At 72.8% G+C, this 16588-nt stretch carries 15 protein-coding genes and 1 other RNA gene; 5 read left to right on the top strand and 11 right to left on the bottom strand.

The genetic code is table 11. The features are described from left to right. The 7 genes from ISP_RS05980 to ISP_RS05950 form a co-directional block, all read right to left on the bottom strand. Positions 1-537, bottom strand: a complete 537-nt coding sequence (locus tag ISP_RS05980; protein ID WP_013223089.1) for a hypothetical protein — start codon at positions 535-537, stop codon at positions 1-3. 12 nt (positions 538-549) lie between these two features. Then, the gene (locus tag ISP_RS05975) at positions 550-816 is read right to left on the bottom strand and encodes a hypothetical protein (RefSeq protein ID WP_004562703.1); all 267 of its coding nucleotides are present in this window, start codon (positions 814-816) and stop codon (positions 550-552) included. Positions 817-1273: 457 nt separating this feature from the next. Next, the gene (locus tag ISP_RS05970; RefSeq protein WP_013223088.1) at positions 1274-2128 is read right to left on the bottom strand and encodes an SCO6745 family protein; all 855 of its coding nucleotides are present in this window, start codon (positions 2126-2128) and stop codon (positions 1274-1276) included. Between the two features lie 220 nt (positions 2129-2348). Continuing rightward, positions 2349-2753: RNase P RNA component class A (gene rnpB / locus ISP_RS05965), an RNA gene on the bottom strand. 20 nt (positions 2754-2773) lie between these two features. Beyond that, the gene (locus ISP_RS05960; protein WP_013223087.1) at positions 2774-4009 is read right to left on the bottom strand and encodes an NAD(P)/FAD-dependent oxidoreductase; all 1236 of its coding nucleotides are present in this window, start codon (positions 4007-4009) and stop codon (positions 2774-2776) included. After that, entirely contained in the window at positions 4006-4818 is an 813-nt protein-coding gene (locus ISP_RS05955) for a ferredoxin (protein ID WP_013223086.1), read from the bottom strand. The genes ISP_RS05960 and ISP_RS05955 overlap by 4 nt, the downstream gene beginning before the upstream one ends. Before the next feature lie 8 nt (positions 4819-4826). Beyond that, complete coding sequence (locus tag ISP_RS05950; RefSeq protein ID WP_013223085.1) at positions 4827-5495, bottom strand: DUF4142 domain-containing protein; 669 nt, start codon at positions 5493-5495, stop codon at positions 4827-4829. Positions 5496-5743: 248 nt separating this feature from the next. Here ISP_RS05950 and ISP_RS05945 point away from each other — a divergent pair, with 248 nt between their 5' ends. The 4 genes from ISP_RS05945 (at position 5744) to ISP_RS05930 (ending at position 11117) form a co-directional block, all read left to right on the top strand. Continuing rightward, on the top strand, positions 5744-6322 hold the full coding sequence (locus ISP_RS05945) for a sigma-70 family RNA polymerase sigma factor (RefSeq protein ID WP_013223084.1): 579 nt from the start codon (positions 5744-5746) through the stop codon (positions 6320-6322). After that, positions 6319-6726 carry a hypothetical protein gene (locus ISP_RS05940; RefSeq protein WP_013223083.1) on the top strand — a complete coding sequence of 136 codons (408 nt, stop codon included), beginning with the start codon at positions 6319-6321 and terminating at the stop codon, positions 6724-6726. Before ISP_RS05945 ends, ISP_RS05940 begins: the two co-directional genes overlap by 4 nt. Before the next feature lie 31 nt (positions 6727-6757). Beyond that, positions 6758-9583, top strand: coding sequence for a helix-turn-helix transcriptional regulator (locus ISP_RS05935; protein ID WP_013223082.1), 2826 nt, complete (start codon positions 6758-6760; stop codon positions 9581-9583). A 292-nt stretch (positions 9584-9875) separates the two neighbouring features. Continuing rightward, a complete protein-coding gene (locus ISP_RS05930; RefSeq protein ID WP_013223081.1) occupies positions 9876-11117 on the top strand; it encodes an SLC13 family permease in 1242 nt (413 codons plus the stop codon). On the opposite strand, the gene ISP_RS05925 is transcribed toward ISP_RS05930, so the two are convergent. From ISP_RS05925 to ISP_RS05910, 4 genes are all read right to left on the bottom strand, one after another. Then, positions 11101-12843, bottom strand: a complete 1743-nt coding sequence (locus ISP_RS05925; protein ID WP_013223080.1) for a hypothetical protein — start codon at positions 12841-12843, stop codon at positions 11101-11103. The two genes, ISP_RS05930 and ISP_RS05925, sit on opposite strands and share 17 nt — an antisense overlap. 199 nt (positions 12844-13042) lie before the next feature. Then, positions 13043-14251 carry a bifunctional RNase H/acid phosphatase gene (locus ISP_RS05920; protein WP_013223079.1) on the bottom strand — a complete coding sequence of 403 codons (1209 nt, stop codon included), beginning with the start codon at positions 14249-14251 and terminating at the stop codon, positions 13043-13045. 77 nt (positions 14252-14328) lie between these two features. Further along, positions 14329-15066 (bottom strand): zinc ribbon domain-containing protein, encoded by a 738-nt coding sequence (locus ISP_RS05915; protein WP_013223078.1) that lies wholly within the window; start codon positions 15064-15066, stop codon positions 14329-14331. A gap of 9 nt (positions 15067-15075) precedes the next feature. Then, a complete protein-coding gene (locus ISP_RS05910; RefSeq protein ID WP_013223077.1) occupies positions 15076-15897 on the bottom strand; it encodes a Nif3-like dinuclear metal center hexameric protein in 822 nt (273 codons plus the stop codon). A 31-nt stretch (positions 15898-15928) separates the two neighbouring features. On the opposite strand from ISP_RS05910, the gene ISP_RS05905 reads away from it, so the two are divergent. Continuing rightward, positions 15929-16510: a chorismate mutase gene (locus ISP_RS05905; RefSeq protein ID WP_013223076.1), complete on the top strand. Its 582-nt coding sequence runs from the start codon at positions 15929-15931 to the stop codon at positions 16508-16510. The last annotated feature ends 78 nt before the right edge of the window (positions 16511-16588 follow it).

The following is a 16588-nucleotide window of genomic DNA, read 5'->3' as shown; positions in this document are numbered from 1 at the left end:
CTACCTCCCGGCCCGAGCCGGGTTGCCCCGGCTCCGGCGCGCTCGTGGTGCTCCCTGGTAAACCGGCGCGGTGGCGCGAGGCGCCCCCGTTGAGGGTGGTGGCGGGGGCATGGGTGGAACTGCACCCGGCAGGCCCCCGTGGTGCTGGTACTGCCGCCTGCGGCGGTGCTTCGGCAGCGGGCGCTCGGCCCGCACCCGGACGCGGCTGGCGCTGACCGCGCCCCCGGTGCCCGTGGTCCGGGCCCGGGGGGTGTTCAGCTCACGGCCCGCCATCGCGACCACCGTGCCCAGCGGGCGCTCGTGGCTGATCTTGGCCGTGAGCAGCCGGGTGATCGCGATGGTGGCGATGAACCCCCACGCCGTCGAAAAGAACCCGAAGCTCCACCCGGCCCAGCGTTCGACGCCGAGGACCACGAAGAACGTCGGGATGCCGATGAGCCAGGCGACGTACCGGGCCCTCCAGGGAAAAGTCGCTTTCGGCGGGCCGAGCCACACGGCGTCGACCCGGTACACCTCGTCATCGGTCCTGATGCGCACGCGGACCCCGTCTCAGCCGGTGAACAGGCCGGCGATCCACTGGCCCACGTTCACGCCCGCGCCGCTGACCGCGAGACCGATGATGGCGAGCGCGATGACCACGCCGGCGAGCCGGCGCATGACACCGGCGTTGTCGCCCTTACCGCCGCCCAGCCACAGGAGCAGGAGTGCGACGGCCAGCAGCACCAGGGGGATGACGTTGTCGAGCAGCCACTGGCGCACGTTGCCCGTGCCCAGTTCGCCGGCGGCCAGCGTGTCGAGGGTGGTCAAGGTCATCATCGCGATACTCCCGGTGCGCGGTGGGGCCCGCGCGGCTCTGGCTCAGGCGGTGCTTCGAACAACATCATGAGGGCTACGAGGGGTAGTGGTCAAAGTGCGCAGCGTACAGACCGGCTGGCTCGTCAACCGGCGTGCTGCGGATGGCACACGAAATCTCCACGCCCACCATCATCGCGGCAAGGGCCCTCGGGTTGAACCCCGGCCACCCATACTTCTCAGTGTGCTGACGAACTCACCCCATTGCCCGGGATTTGCTCACTGTGGGTACTTGCGCTCTGGCCGTTGTGCGGCCTGGAACAGTGTCGCATGACACGAACGGCCGCGTCCCGCGAGTCCGTTCTGTGACGACGGTCCGCCGGTCGGCGGCCATGTCGATCTTCGACGCGAGTGCTGTCCGTCACGGGGTGGCCGATACTTCACAACTTTTTCACTACATAGCGTGATCTTGACCCGTCGATCAGTTCTGGGACCCGCGGAAGACGCCCGCCGGGAAGGCGCCGGCTTCGACGACCCGGCGGCTGAGCCCGCGGCAGAGTTCTTCGAGCCGGGCGGTCCGCTCGGGACCGAGGTGGAGCCACGGCGCCCGCGCGGCGAACTCGGTCGCGATCTCGACGGCGGCGCGGACGGCCTCGCCCGCCTCGGTGAGGCCGCCCTCGGCGTCGAGGATGCCGCGGCCGGTGAGCGCGACCTCGGCGGCCGTCCACTGTTCGTCGCTCCAGCCGCGGGTCAGCTTGGCCGGGCCGGTGGCGAACCCGCGGCCGGTGGCCACGTGGGTGACCAGGGCGTCCAGCCCGCTCAGGCCGTTCAGGACGAGGGCGGCGATGTGGCCGTCGCCGCGGTGCTCGCGAAGCAGGGTGATCGCGTGCCAGAGGACGAGGTGCGGCTCCCCCGGCCAGGCGAGCCCCGCGTGCGCGGCGTAGAGGGGACGTCCTTCGCCGGTGCAGCCGTTGCTCGCCTCGCGCGCGAGTTCGGCGGCTTCGGCGACCTCGTCGCTCTTCACGTGGTCGCCGAGCAGGCGGGTCAGCGCCTGGTCGACGCCGTCGAGCCGCGCGTCCAGGACCTGCTCCGGCGTCGCCAGGGTCCAGGCGCGCGGGATCACGCGGGCGACGACCTCGGGGTTGAAGTTGTAGAAGGTGGCCGCGACGACCTCGGGCCCGACGGCCCCCATGGCCGCGGACCGGCTCGCGAAGTACGGCATCCGCCCCGGCCGCAGCCCGATGCCGGTGAGCGCGGCATCGACTTCGGGCGCGAAGTAGGAGAAAGCGTGCAAGGAATCGAAAGCCGACTTGAACCGCTTCTCGTCACCCGCCATACCGGCACCCTACTACCGGGTAACCACCCGGCGGAACCACACTCGGCGCGCCCAACGGGCCAGCACACGTGACTGGGCGGTCGACACGCGTGATCGAGGGGTCGACACGCGTGATCGAGGGGTCGACACAGCTTCGGCTGCCGGTTCCGCCGTGTCGACCTTCCAGTCACGCGTGTCGACCCGTCGAGCACGGGTGGTGCCCGTTCGAGCACGTGAGGGGCGGACGAGCTGGCATGTAAGCCGGATCCTGTTCCCCGGTCGCCTTGCGGCTCGCGGGGCGGCGGCCATCCATCTCGGCCTGCCGTTGCCGGCAGGCTCCAGCGGCCTACCCGCAGGCTCGGACGGGCCGTCCTCGAACGCCTGCGCAGGAGCCCGGGGGCTCCCTCTTGGCCTTGCTCCGGGTGGGGTTTACCTAGCCGTCCCGGTCGCCCGGGACGCTGGTGGTCTCTTACACCACCGTTTCACCCTTACCCCCGTCCGGCCGAAGCGCGGACCGGGGCGGTCTGTTTTCTGTGGCACTTTCCCGCGGGTCACCCCGGGTTGCCGTTAGCAACCACCCTGCCCTGCGGAGTCCGGACTTTCCTCGGGCCGGGTCGCCCCGGCCCGCGACCGCCCTGCCAGCTCGTCCGCGTGCAGGATCGTAGCTCAGTAGCCGGCCACCGCCCCGGTGTGGTGGCGGAGCCGGAGCTCGGGCGGGGGCTCGGCGGGCGCCGGGTGCTGGCGGGCCAGTTCGGCCGTCCAGTGCAGGACGGCGGCGGGGCTGTCGAGGCCGATCAGGCCGACGAGCCGGCCCTGGCGGACGAAGCCGGTGATGGGCCGGGTGCCCGGGATCGGCGACTCCAGCAGCACGGTGTCGGTCGCCAGCGACGGACGGCCGGCGACCTGGATGCGGACGCCGTGCTGTTCGGACCAGTAGCGCGGCACCGGCGTGTAGGCCGGCGACCCCTGCGGGCCGGCGAGGAGGTTCTGGGCGGCGGCGCGGCTCATCTCGACGGCGTTGAGCCAGTGCTCCTCCCGGTGGGGCGTGGGGTCGAAGCGGAGGTTGGGCCAGCGGGCGACGTCGCCGGCCGCGACGATCGTCGACGAGCCGACGACGTGGCAGGTGGGCCCGCAGACGACGCCGTCGTCGAGCGGCAGCTTGGCGCCGCGCAGCCAGGACACCGCCGGGACGCTGCCCACGGCGACGACCACGCAGGCGACTTCGAGGGCGCGGCCGTCGGCGAACTCGAGGCCGACGTGCGTGGGCGCGGGGCGCCAGCGGCGGATCGTGGTGCCGAGCTCGAGGCGGACGCCGCGGGCGGTGTGCAGCGCCGTCAGCCAGTCGCCGATGTCGGGCCCGAGGACGTCGGCCAGCAGGGACCTCGCCCGGCCGAAGAGGACGACCTCGCGGTTCATCTCGCGGAGGCTGGAGGCGACTTCGCAGCCGATGAAGCCGTCGCCGATCACGGCGACCGGGCCCGGGTTGCCGGCGAGCGCGCGCTGGAGGGCGATCGTGTCGGCGAGGGTGCGGACGACGACCACGCGCGGGTGGCCGTGCGGCGCGCCGGGCATCCGGCGCGGTTCGACGCCGGTGGCGATGATCAGGCCGTCGTAGTGCAGCTCCTCATCGCGCAGGTGGACGACCTGCCGGTTCGGCGAGAGCGCGGTGACCGGCGTGCCGAACCGCCATTCGGCGTCGACTTCGAGCGGGTCGGCGAGCAGCGTGTCGGCCCGGCTGACCGCGCCGGTGAGCAGCTGCTTGGACAGCGCCGGGCGGTGGTAGGCGATGTCGGGTTCGGCGCCGAGGACGACGACTTCGCCGTCGAACCCGAGTTCGCGCAGCCGTTCGGCCGCGCGCAGGCCGGCGAGGCCGGCTCCGGCGATGACGATGCGTTCGCTCATCGGGTGGCTCCCAACAGGTGGATGGCTCTCATGGGGCAGGCGCGCGCGGCGGCCTGGACGTTCGGGACGAGCTGGGCACCCGGGCGCTTCTCGTAGGCGAGCTGCCCGTCGAGGCCGAGCTGGAAGACCTGGGGCGCCTCGGACTGGCAGACCCCGTAGGCGTGGCAGCGCTGGCTGTCGACGTCGACGCGCACGGTGGCCGGCTCCGGGTCGTCCCCGGCGGCCGGTGGCGCCACCAGCCCGGCGCGGGCGAGCGCGGCGGCGGGCAGCACGCGCAGGACCGACAGCAGCACCGGCGGGACGAGCAGCGTGATGCCGGCGAGCCAGACGACGGCGAGGTGCCCGCTCGAGATGGCGCCGAGCCAGGCGTGCACCGCGAGCAGGCCGATGGCCAGGTACCCGGCCTGGTGGAAGCGCAGCCACCGGCCTTCGCCGCTGCTGCGGCGCAGCCCCGCGGTCACGGACACGGCGACGACGAGCTCGAGCCCGGCGATGCCCAGCGCGTGCCGCGGGGTGCCGTCGTAGAAGGGAAGGAGCAGGTCGGCGACGCCGAAGGGGTCGTCCTCCAGGAAGAGGAAGGTCAGCCCGTGCACGGTCCCGGCGGCGAGGGTGAACGCGGCGAGCGCGACGTGGCCGGTGCGGATCGCGTCCTGCCCGCTGAACCGGCGGACCCAGCCGGTGGCGGCCAGGACACCCCAGCACAGCGTCAGGCACATGCAGAGGTAGGTGAGGCGGCCGGACAGCGCGGCGACCTCGGCGATCCCGGTGTCGTGCGGCGACACCGGGATCAGCGCGGCGAAAAGGGACATGGGGCGGCTTACCTCCGGGTGCGCGGCGAGGGCCTGCCGGGGGTTCCGAGCAGGCGGAGCAGGCCGAACGTGGCGACGGCGGCGAGGGCCACGAGAACGGCGGCGACGGCGACGGCACCGCCGTCGAGGGTGTCGTCCTCGGTGGCGGAGACGAGCAGGGACGTGGTTTCGGCGAGCCCGGTGCTCTCGAGGAGCGTCAGGTGCCCGAGCGAGGTGTCGACGGCGGTCTGGGCGAACGCGCGGACGTCGTCGTCGCGGGTGCCCGCCCGGACGTCGGAGGCGAGCCCGAAGAGCGTCCCGTACTCGGCGCGGAGGCGGTTGACGTAGGCGCGGTCGAACGCGTCGCCGGAGTCGGCGGCGATCTCGCCGGCCCAGCCGCGTTCCCGGTCGGTCGGCTCCCCCGGCAGGGTGACGGCGAGCCGGTCGGCGACCGCGCGCAGGGCGACGTCGAGGCGGGCCTGGTCGTCGGCGATGCGGACGGCGACGGCACGCACCCGCCGGTTGGTCGCCCGGTCGGCGGCGAGCCTGCTCGACGGCACGGCCCACAGCGTGTGCTGCTTGAGCCGGGTCAGCAGGGCGCGGTCGGCCTGCTGCAGTTCCCCGGCCGAGGCCGGGATGGCGCAGCCCAGCACGAGCGCGGTCGCAGCGGCCAGCAACGCCACGAATCGGAGCGGCATCCCCGTTGTCCCTTCGCGAAGGAGTCCTCACCTCCTGTTACGGGGAGAAGGTGTGATCCGGTTCTCGCCGTCACCTTTTAGTGACCTGTGACGTGTATCACAAGACACATTGTGAACCACTGAGTGATGACACCCGCCGGCACTGCATCGAATTGAGCGATGAAACTAATACATATGGCCTATTAAGTGATTTTGCGCTACGCTCCGATGACCCCACGGTCCGCCAGTCAGGTGAGGTTGCGAGCTTTATGGAAGCACCGGGAAGAGAAGGTCGCGGCCACGTCGGCTACGCGTCGGCCGCGACTGCGGTCGACATCGGCCCCGCCGCGGGAGACGACCTCGTCCCGCTGCTGTACAAAGACTTCCGCGCCACCCTGTTTGCGCAGGTCCTGAGCCTGACCAACCATGATCGGCAGTGGACAGAGGACGTGGTGCAGGAGACCATGATCCGCGCCTGGCAGCACTCCGACACGCTCGAGCGCGAGCCCGGAATGCTGCGCGGATGGCTGCTCACGGTGGCCCGGCGGATCGTCATCGACGGCTGGAGGAATCGCCGCGTCCGCCCGCAGGAGGTCGCTCTGGAGATCCCGGAAAACGCCGAGTCCACAGATCGCACGGACAGCTCGTTAGCGGCGCTAACGATTACACGGGCAATGCGGGAACTGGACGCCAAATATCAGTCGGTCATCTACGAGACGTATCTCGCGGGAAACACCGTTCGACAGGCGGCGGAAATTCTCGGAATTCCGGAAGGAACTGTCAAATCGCGGTTGTACACGGCGATGCGGCAATTGCGGAAGGCGCTCGGGGAAGTGACGATCCGATGAGCGGGCGGAAGGGGGACGCCGCGGCTTACGGGCTCGGTGTCCACGATGATCCGGAAGAGTTCGAAGCCCACCTGCTGGGCTGCGCCCGCTGCCGGGGCCGGGTCTCCGGGTTCACCCCCGTGGCCGGCGCGCTGGCGGAGGCGGTGCGGCTGGGCTACCTGCCGCCGGGTGACGGTGCGGCCCGGCGCCGGAAGTCGGCCGGGGCGGCGGCCCTGCGGGGGCCGGCGACCGGCCCGCTCCTGCTGCTCGCGCTCGGCGTGGCGGCGATGGCCCTCTGTGCGGCCCGGCCGGCCCCGGAGAAGATCCGGTTCGCATCTGCTGCGTCCATCGTCTCCCCTGGTCAGGTCGTGGCCGGTACCGGCCGTGGTCCGCGGTGTCTCCCGTGGTCGGCCGGTTTCCAGTAGTCTGCCCCAACCCAACATGAAAGTCCTTACGGTGGATACCGAAGTAAATCCCGAGCACCCCGCCAGCGGGGCTTCGGTACCGAAGCGTCCCGCCCCGCGGCTCCCCGGCCGCGAGCCCGAGCTCGGCCGCCTGACCGGGCTTTTCCCGGTCGTGCTGGGCGGCGCGGCCGCCAGCGCGGTGGTGGCCGGCGAGTTCGGCATGGGCAAGAGCGCCACCCTGCGGACCGCCGCGGCGCTGGCCGCGGACGCGGGCTTCACCGTCGCGATGGCCACCGGGTCGCGGCTGGAAAGCCACCTGGCCGGCGGGCTCGTCCGCCAGCTGGCCGACGCGCTCGACGAGCCGGGGGCGTCCCCGCGGCCGCCCGCCGCCGAGCTGTGCGGGTCGGCCGGCGAGAGCGAAGCGCTCGACCTCTTCTTCCGGATCGTCCGCGACGCGACCGAGCGGGGTCCGCTGTTCCTCGGCATCGACAACATCCACCTGGCCGACGCCTGGTCCATGCGGTGCCTGGCCTACCTCCGCAACCGCGTGCTCGACCTGCCGGTGCTGATCGTCCTGACGTCGGTCATCGGCTATCCCCCGCACCGCGAGGTCGCGCTGCTGGACATGGTGGGGAGCACGCCGGTCACGATCACGCTGAACGGCCTCGGCGACGCGGCCGCGGCGGAGATCCTCGGCCTCGCCCCCGGGGACCTGGCCTCCGCCTGCCGCGAGGCGACCGGCGGCAACCCGGTGCTGCTGCAGGCGCTGCGCCCGCGCCTGCTGCCCGGCGCGGACCCGCACGAGCTCGGCTCGTCGCTGATCGGGCAGGTGCTCACCACGCGGGTGCAGGAGTTCCCGCACGCGCCGGCCATCCTGCACGCGGCGGCGATCCTCGGCGAGGACGCCGGCTTCGACCTGCTCGCCCGGCTGGCCGGCGTCGACGAGCTCGACGCGCTGCAGGCGATCGACACCCTGGTCCGGCTGCACGTGCTCAACAACAGCGACCAGCCGACGCTGACCTACTCGTTCGTCCGCAACTCCCTGCTGAAGGACATGCCGCAGACCACGCGGGCGGTCAACCACTCCCGGGCGGCGAAGCTGCTGACGGAGGCGGGGGCGCCGCCCGATCGCGTGGCCGCCCACCTGCTGGAAGCGACGTCGATCCGGATCCCGTGGGCGGTGGACGTGCTGCGGCTGAGCGCGCGCGACGCCGTGTTCTCCGGACGGCCCGAGCTGGCCGCCCGGCACCTGCGCCGGGCGCTGGAGGAGCGGCTGACCTCCGGACGCCGGATGGCCGTGCTGCTGCAGCTCGCGCACGCGGAGTTCCAGTTCGACCCGCCCGGCGCGGCGAAGCGGGTGCGGGAAGCCGTCGACACCGTCGGCAACCGCGAGAAGGCCGCGTACATCGCCACGGCGATGCTGCTGTCGCTCTGCGGCGGCCAGGACGCCCGGCTCGGGATCAGCGCGGCGGGCCAGATCGCGGCGCGGCTCGACGCGGGCGGCCCGGACGCCGTGTGGCCGCTGCTGTGCATGACCTACCTCGCCGAGGCCGGCAGCCGGCTCGGCCCGCCCCCGGAGTTCCGCGACTTCGAGGAGCAGTGGGCGCCGCTGACCGATCCGGCGGCCCAGCGGAGCCGCTCGGCGCTGCTGGCGCTCGACGCCGTCCGCAGCGGCGAGTCGGCGCAGGACGCCGTCGGGCACTTCGCGGACGCGCTGAGCCAAGCCGGGGCCTCGGACACCCGGGAGCCGAACGGCGACGACGGCGAGCTGTTCGAGCAGCACTACTTCTTCACGCTGGCCACCGCGGTGCTCGCGGACGAGCCGGCGCACGTCGACCGGCTCTGCCGGGTCCTCGACGTCGAGCGCGAGCCGTGGGACGTGCACGTGCCGCACGGCGCGCTGCCCACCCTGGCCCGCGGGATCGCGCTGCAGACCAGCGGCGACCTGCAGCGGGCGAGCGTGCACTTCGAATCGCTGCTGCGCCGGTTCGACGAGCGCGGCGGGACGACGACCTGCCCGGTCGGCGTGCTGTGCGCGGCGAGGCTCGTCGAGTGCTGGGTGGACCTCGGCCGGTTCGAGGCGGCGACGTCGCTGCTGGACCGGATGGACTTCGTCGCGAGCCAGGGCCTGTTCACGCACACCTACCTCCTGTACGCGCGGGGGCGCCTGCGCGTCGCGACGGGCTACACGCGTTTCGGGTTCGAAGACCTTCTCAGCTGCGGGCGGCGCCTGGCGCACCACGGCATGCGGTTCCCGGGGTTCGTGCCGTGGCGGGCGCACGCGGCCCGGGCGGCGCTGGCCCTCGGCCAGACCGACGACGCAGCCCGCCTGGCCGAAGAGGACATCAACGCATCGGCCCGCTGGGGCGCGGCCCGGCCGCTGGGCACGGCGCTCACCACGCTGGGGCTGGTCCGCGAGGACGACGAGGCGGAGCGGGCGCTGCAGAAGGCGATCACGACACTGCGGACGTCGCCGTCCCGCCTGCAGCTGGCGACGGCGCTGACCGAGCTCGGCACGCTGCAGTCGAGGCACGGTCAGTCCGAAAAGGCCATCGAAACGCTGCGCCAGGCGGTGGAGCTGAGCGAGCAGTGCGGAGCGCGCCCGCTGGCCCGCCGGGCGGCGGAGGAGCTGCGCTCGTCGCGGCGTGCGCTGACCCCGGCGAAGGACAACGAGCACGGGTTGACCCGGCAGGAGAACCGCATCGCGGTGATGGCGGCGCAGGGGTTGACCAACCGCGAGATCGCCACGGCCCTGCACCTGACGCGGCGGACGGTGGAGCTGCACTTGTCCGGGGCGTACCGGAAGCTGGGGATCCCCGGGCGGGCGGAGCTCGGTGGGGCGCTGGCGAAGTCTTCGCAGCGGGTGGATGGTCGCTGAGCCCGAGCCCCGGTGGGTTGCGGGCGGTCGCCGAACCGCTCGCGGATCACGCAAGCTCGGCCGGACCAGCGCCCGCATAGCCACTGCGCCTGGGGTCGCGGAGGCCTTCGCGCGGTGTCCGAGCGCGGAGAGCCGCTGAACCCAAGCCGCGCAAGCTCGTGATCAGGCCCGCCGCTCAGGCCTACACTTCGGGCCGGTATGTCCAGTTTGGACTCCCGCCCGCGGGGACGCCCCCCGTCTTCCACGCTACCCGGCGGCACCGACAAAATCGGGCCGCAGTTAGCGTGAACGCGTGAATCTCCTCGCGGGCGCGGCCAGCCTGCTGCTCCTGGCCGGTGTGCTCGTCTTCGCCATCGTGCGGCCGCGGGGGTGGCCGGAAGCCGTTGCCGCGGTGCCGGCCGCAGGGGTCGTGCTTCTGCTCGGGCTTGTCCGCCCTGCCGCGGCAGGGCAGCGGGCCGTCGAAATCCTGCCCACTCTCGGGTTTCTCGCCGCGATTCTGCTCTTGTCCTTTTTGGCCAGTGTCGACGGCGTCTTCGCCTGGCTCGGCAACCGGCTCGCCGAGGCGTGCCACGGGCGGCCGCGGCGGCTGCTCGTGCTCACCTTCGCCGCCGCGGCCGGGGTCACCGCGATCCTCAGCCTGGACGCCACCGTCGTGCTGCTCACGCCCGTCGTCCTCGCCACCGCCGGCAGCCTCGAACTCCCCGCGCGGCCGCACGTCTACGCCTGCGCGCACCTGGCCAACTCGGCGTCGACGCTGCTGCCGGTGTCCAACCTGACGAACCTCCTGGCCTTCGCCGCCTCGGGGCTGACCTTCGCCGGGTTCACCGCGCTGATGGCGTTGCCGTGGCTGGTCACGATCGCCGTCGAGCTGCTGGTCTTCCTGTGGTTCTTCAAGACCGACCTGCGGCCGCGCGAAACGCCCGAACCGCGGCAGCACCTCGAGACGCCGACCTTCGCCCTCGTCGTCCTCGGTCTCACGCTCGCCGGGTTCGCGGTCGGGCAGCTCGGGCACGTCGAGCCGGTCTGGATCGCCGCGCTGGCGGCGCTCATCCTCGGCGTGCGGGCGGTGGCGCGGGGCAAGATCCGGCCGTGGCAGCTGGTCACCGAGGCGGCGCCGCAGCTGTGCCTGTTCGTGCTGGGCCTGGCCGTCGTGGTCGAGGCCGTCTCGGAGCACGTCCTCGGCGGAGTGCTCCGCGAGGTCCTGCCGACGGCGACGGGCCTGGTCGACCTGCTGATCGCGGCCGGTGTGGCGGCGCTGCTGGCCAACCTGGTCAACAACCTCCCGGCCACGCTCATCCTGCTGTCGGTGCTGGGCCCGCACCCGGCGCCGGGCGTGCTGCTGGCCGTGCTGCTCGGCGTGAACATCGGCCCGAACGCGACCTACCTCGGCTCACTGGCGACCCTGCTGTGGCGCCGGACGCTCCCGAAACCGCCCTCGCCGAGGACGTTCCACGCACTGGGGGCGCTCACGACCCCGCTGAGCCTGGCCGCGGCGACCGTCGCGCTCTGGGTGAGCCTCAGCTGGGCGTCGTGATCGTCTGGCCCGGCTTCATCGTCGCGCCGCAGTCGTCCAGCGGGCCGCCGAAGCGGTCTGCCGCCACTTCCGGGATCGTCTTCGCCGCGTACTCCTGGGCCGCCTTCAGCTTGGCCGGGTCCGTCACCGCGTCGCGGCGGACCCAGTCGCCGTTGCGGAGGCCCTCGATCGGGGAGCTGTAGATCAGCACGTAGTCGCGGTCGAGGCGCGGGTCCAGGGCGACCCCGTTGCCCGCCGCCCAGGGGCCCCACGAGTGGATGAACGTCGGCTTGACCGTGTCGAACACGTAGTTGCGCAGGCCCGCCAGGTCGTTGTCGTGCACCAGGTCGGCGATCGGCTTGTTCACCAGACCGGCCATGTCGACCAGCTCGAGCCGGCTGGTCATCGACGAACCGCCGAGGTCGGGCAGCAGCAGCGACGCCTTCTGCACGCCGAGGATGTCGGCGTAGGTGTTGAAGCCGCGGCCGAAGCGGTCGGCCACCAGGCACGCCGTGATGTTCGGGTTCTTCGCGAACTTGTCCGCCGCGGCCGCGAAGCCGACGGCCGACGGGACGAACGCGCCCACCAGCACCACGACGATGCCGACGCGCAGCAGCGCCTGCCGGTGCTTCAGCAGCTCGCCCGCCGACAGCGTCCCCGCGATGACGGCCAGCGGCCACACGGGACTGGCGAACCGGTGCTGGTACATCCAGTCGGCGACCATCACGCCGTACGCGACGATCCCCAGCCCCAGCGGCACCAGCAGCGCGATCAGCGACCGCCGCCACGGCGCCTTGACCAGCGCGAACACGATCACCAGCGCCAGCAGGACCACGCCGGCCCAGCCCGCGTAGCCCGCCAGCTCGAACGGCCGCTTCAGAGCGTCGATGCCGGGCAGGCCCTGCTGCTTGGCCACCGACGGGTTGGCCAGCAGCCGCCCGAACTCCGCGTGCCGCCAGACGACGTACGCGCCGAACGGCACCGCGAACGCCGCCAGCGACAGCAGCGCCAGCCGGAAGCTCTTCCAGAACAGGCCGCCGCGCAGCAGGAACAGCGCCGCCAGCGGGTACGCGCCCGCGTAGATCAGGCCTTCCGGCCGGGTCAGCGCCGCGAACGCGACCATGACGCCGGCCCAGAGCGCGACCTTCGGGGTCAGCAGCCGGTCGTTGCGGACCGCCACGAACAGCGTCACCGCCAGCGTGACGACGGCGAACGCGAACAGCGAGTTCTCCAGGCCGGAAACGACCCAGATGACGAACGACGGGATCGTCGCCAGCGTCAGGCCGGCGATCAGCGTCGCCAGCCACGCAAAGCGGGTGAAGATCTGCTTCGCCGCGATGTAGCAGGCGGTCAGGATGCCGCCGGTGAACAGCAGGCCCAGCGCCTTCGGGAACAGCACGTAGTCCGGGAGCCCGAAGAGCGAGCCGTGGTCGAAGAGGCCGGCGAGCTTGCCGAGGCCGAGCAGCACCATCCACGTCGGGTCGGAGAAGCCCTCGACCGGCGGGGCGCCCGGCTGCAGCACCGGGCCGAGGCCGTCGGCGAAGCTGCGGGCGTAGGAGAAGGTGATGGCGGCGTCGTCGACGATCCAGTGGCCGTAGCGGGTCGCGTGGACGGCGACGGCCGCGACACCGGCGAGCACGGCCAGCACCGGCGCCAGGCGCGCGCCCCAGCCGCGGGTGGCCGTGGTGGTGGCCGGGTCCTCGGGGACGTCGCTCGGGGAGGTCTCGGTGAGTGCGCTAGCCGTCATGTCCTCGTCACTGTTCCGCCCGCAGGCTTCTGCCGGTGGGATACGCGCGAGCCGGCGCCCCCTTGCTGGACCCGGAGGCCGGACCCGACACCGCGGCGACGCGGTCGAGACACTGTAGCCAATACCCCATCCGCGGTCCGCCAGGCGTCGGGGTCGAGCGTGATCCACCCCACACTTCTGTAAATATCTCAGCCGCCGGTCAGGCCAGGTGCGAAGTGTCGTTCACGAGGCGGACCGACGCGTTCCCGTCCGGGTAGAACTCGACGATCGACAGCGACGCCAGGTCCAGGTGCAGCCGGAACAGCAGCTGGGGGCCGGCGTCGAGGCCCATCCGGAGCAGGGTCTTGATCGGTGTCACGTGGCTGACCAGCACCAACGTCCGGCCGCCGTGCTCGGCGATGAGCTCGTCGCGGGCCTTGCGGACGCGCCGGTGGACGACCTCGAAGCTCTCCCCGCCGGGCGGCGGCACCGCGCTGTCGCTCAGCCAGGAGCGGTGCAGTTCGGGGTCGCGGTCGGCCGCTTCGGCGAACGTCAGGCCTTCCCAGTCGCCGAAGTCGGTCTCGATCAGGCCGGGGTGGGTCTCGACGCGGCCGCCGAGCGCGTCGGCGACAGCCTGCGCGGTCTGCTTCGTGCGGGTGAGCGGGGACGAGATGATGGGGACCGCCTCGCCGTCGACGACCAGGCCCTCCATCGCGGCCAGCCGCTTCGCGGCCGCGGCGGCCTGGGAGCGGCCCAGCTCGGTCAGCGGGACGTCGCCGCGGCCGGAGTAGCGGCGCAGCGCCGACATCTCGGTCTGGCCGTGGCGCAGCAGGAGCAGCCGGGTCGGGGTGCCGCGCGCGCCGGTCCAGCCCACGGCCGCGCGGTCGGGCTTGCGGGTCGGCAGCTTCGGCGGGTCGGCCTTCGCGGCCCTGGGTTCCCGTTCGGCCGCGGCGGGTCCGCGAACGGCGGTCTGCCGGGCGACCTGCCTGGCCCGGCCGGCCGTGGCGGCGCCGGGGCGGCCGGCGGCGGGCTTGCCGGTCGCCGCGTCCATGGCCTCGTTCGCCAGGCGGTCGGCGTGGGAGTTCTGCGCGCGCGGGATCCACTCGTACTTGACGCGGGAGAAGCCCGCGGCCAGCTCCTTGGCCCGCTCGGCCAGCGGCTGCATGCCCGGGTGCTTGATCTTCCAGCGCCCGGACATCTGCTCCACCACGAGCTTCGAGTCCATCCGGACGTCCACAGTGGACGCACCGAGCTCGGCCGCGGCGGCCAGGCCGGCGATCAGGCCGTTGTACTCGGCGACGTTGTTGGTGACGACTCCGAGACTTTCCTTGCGCTCGGCGAGGACCTGGCCATCGCTGTCCTTGACCACGGCGCCGTAGCCGGCGGGACCGGGGTTGCCCCGCGAGCCGCCGTCGGCTTCGACGACCACATGCTTCGGGGGGTCCGTGGGGGCGGAGCCCCTCGGGCGGGGCGCGGGGGTTGCACCCCCGAAGACACCGTGCGAAGTCACAGACCCGACTCCAAGGTCCGGACCAGGATGGCGCCGCAGTTCTCGCACTGGATGACGTCGTCCTCCGGCGCGGCTTTGATTTCGTTGACCGTGTTGCGGTCCAGCTCCAGCTGGCAGGCGCCGCAGCGGCGGGCCCGCAGCAGCGCGGCCCCGATGCCCTTGTGCTCGCGGACCCGCTCGTACAGCTTGAGCAGCGGCTCCGGGAAGCGCGGCAGCAGCTTCACACGGTCTTCGTCGCGGCGGGCGCGGGTGGTGTCGAGGTCCTTGAACGCTTCGTCGCGGCGGGCGATCGCGGCGGCGACCTCGGCCTCGGCCTTGTCGACCTCGGCGCCGGTGCGCTGCGCGTCCAGGCCGAGGGCCTCGCGCTGCTCCATCAGCTCCAGCAGGTCGTCCTCCAGCGCGCTCTGGCGGCGCTCCAGCGACTGCAGCTCGTGCTCGATGTCGGTCATCTGCTTGGAATTGACGGAGCCCGACGCCAGGAGCTTGCGGTCGCGGTCCTCGCGGGCGCGCACCGACTCGATCTCCTTCTCCTGCCGGGCGATCTCGCGGTCGAGGTCGGAGGCGGCGGTCTCCACGGACACGAGCGCGTCGCGGCGCTCGCGGACGGTCTTCTCCCCGGCGTCGATCTCGGCCAGCTCGGGCAGGGTGCGGCGGCGGTGCGCGGTGCGCGAGAGCTCGGCGTCCACCTTGGCGAGCTCGAGCAGCTGGCGCTGTACGGCGGGTTCGGCCTTCACGGTGCTCCTCTAAATCGATGTGCGCTCGGCGCGGACGTTCCACGGGTCGGTGCACCGCGTGGAGACGTGAACGTCGACGTTACCCGCAAAGGCCTGCGCCACGAGCGCCGAGGCTTGCCTGCACCAGGGCCACTCGCTGGCCCAGTGGGTCAGCCCGACCAGCGCGGGCACCGGACCGCGGCCCGCGAGGTGCTCGCCGGCCGGGTGATGCCGCAGGTCCGCGGTGACGAAGGCGTCGACGCCGGCCTCGGTGGCCTGCTTGAGGTAGGAGTCGCCGGCGCCGCCGGACACGGCGACGGTGCGGATCGGGCGGTCCGCGTCGCCCGCGCCGAGCACGCCGGGCACGGTCGCGGGCAGGGCGTCGGCGACGCGCTGGACGAACGCCGCGAACGGCTCCGGCTCGGGCAGTTCGCCGAGGCGGCCGATTCCGGTGACGCCGTCGCTGTTGGCCGCCAGCGGCCCGGTCACGCGGAGCCCGATCGCCTGCGCGAGCGCGTCGGAGACGCCGGGGTCGGCGGAGTCGGCGTTGGTGTGCGCGCAGTGGAGGGCGATGCCTTCGCGGATCATCCGGTGCACGAGGGCGCCCTTGGCGGTGTCGGCGGGGACGCCGTGCACGCCGCGCAGCAGCAGCGGGTGGTGCGCGACGATCAGCTGCGCGCCGAGCTCGACGGCTTCGTCGACGGTCTCGGCGACCGGGTCGACGCAGAACAGCACCCGGCGCACGGGTTCGGCCGGGTCGCCGCAGACGAGGCCGACGGCGTCCCACGACTCGGCGAGCTCGGGCGGATAAGCCCGTTCCAGCACGGAGATGACTTCGGAAATGGCGGGCACGCGGCGATTTTCGCATGTACCGTCCGAAGCCATGCGCCTTCGGTCCTGGCTCGTCACGGTGACAGCGGTCCTCGCCGGCTCCCTGCTCTTCGCGGCCCCCGCTTCGGCGTCGGGAACGTCGTTGTGGCGGCTCACCGACCTGGCGGCACAGCGGGTGGCGATCGCCGACCAGGTGGCCGCGGCCAAGTACGGCACGCCGTCGCCGATCGACGACCCGGTGCGGGAGCAGCAGATCTACGACTCGGTGGCGGCGCGCGCCCCCGGCCTCGGCCTCGACCCGGCGGACGCGGTGCGGTTCTTCCGCGCCCAGATCGAGGCGAACAAGCTGGTGCAGCACGGCCTCTACGCCCGCTGGGACGCACACCCCGCACAGGCGCCGGCGACCCGCCCCGACCTCGGGCAGATCCGCCCGGTCATCGACGGGCTCAACACGGGCCTGCTGACGGAGCTGGCGGCGACGACCGCGGCGCGAGCGGCCCGCTCGTGCCCGATCCGCCAGTTGGTGGCGGCGGGCATCGCGGACGGCTTCCACCGGTTCGACGCCCTGCACGCGCACGCCCTCGCCGAAGCGACCTCGGTGACCTGTTCGGCGCACCAGGGCCACGCCGGGTAGCCACCACCCTCCCGGCCATCGGCGAGCCGCCCGCGCGGGCCTGGGCAACCGGGGTCCCCCACGCGCGTCCGATACGGC

It is taken from the genome of Amycolatopsis mediterranei (genome assembly GCF_026017845.1).
GTDB lineage: Bacteria > Actinomycetota > Actinomycetes > Mycobacteriales > Pseudonocardiaceae > Amycolatopsis > Amycolatopsis mediterranei.
The sequence above is the reverse complement of the archived record's forward strand: the minus strand, read 5'-3'. Positions and strand labels throughout refer to the sequence as shown.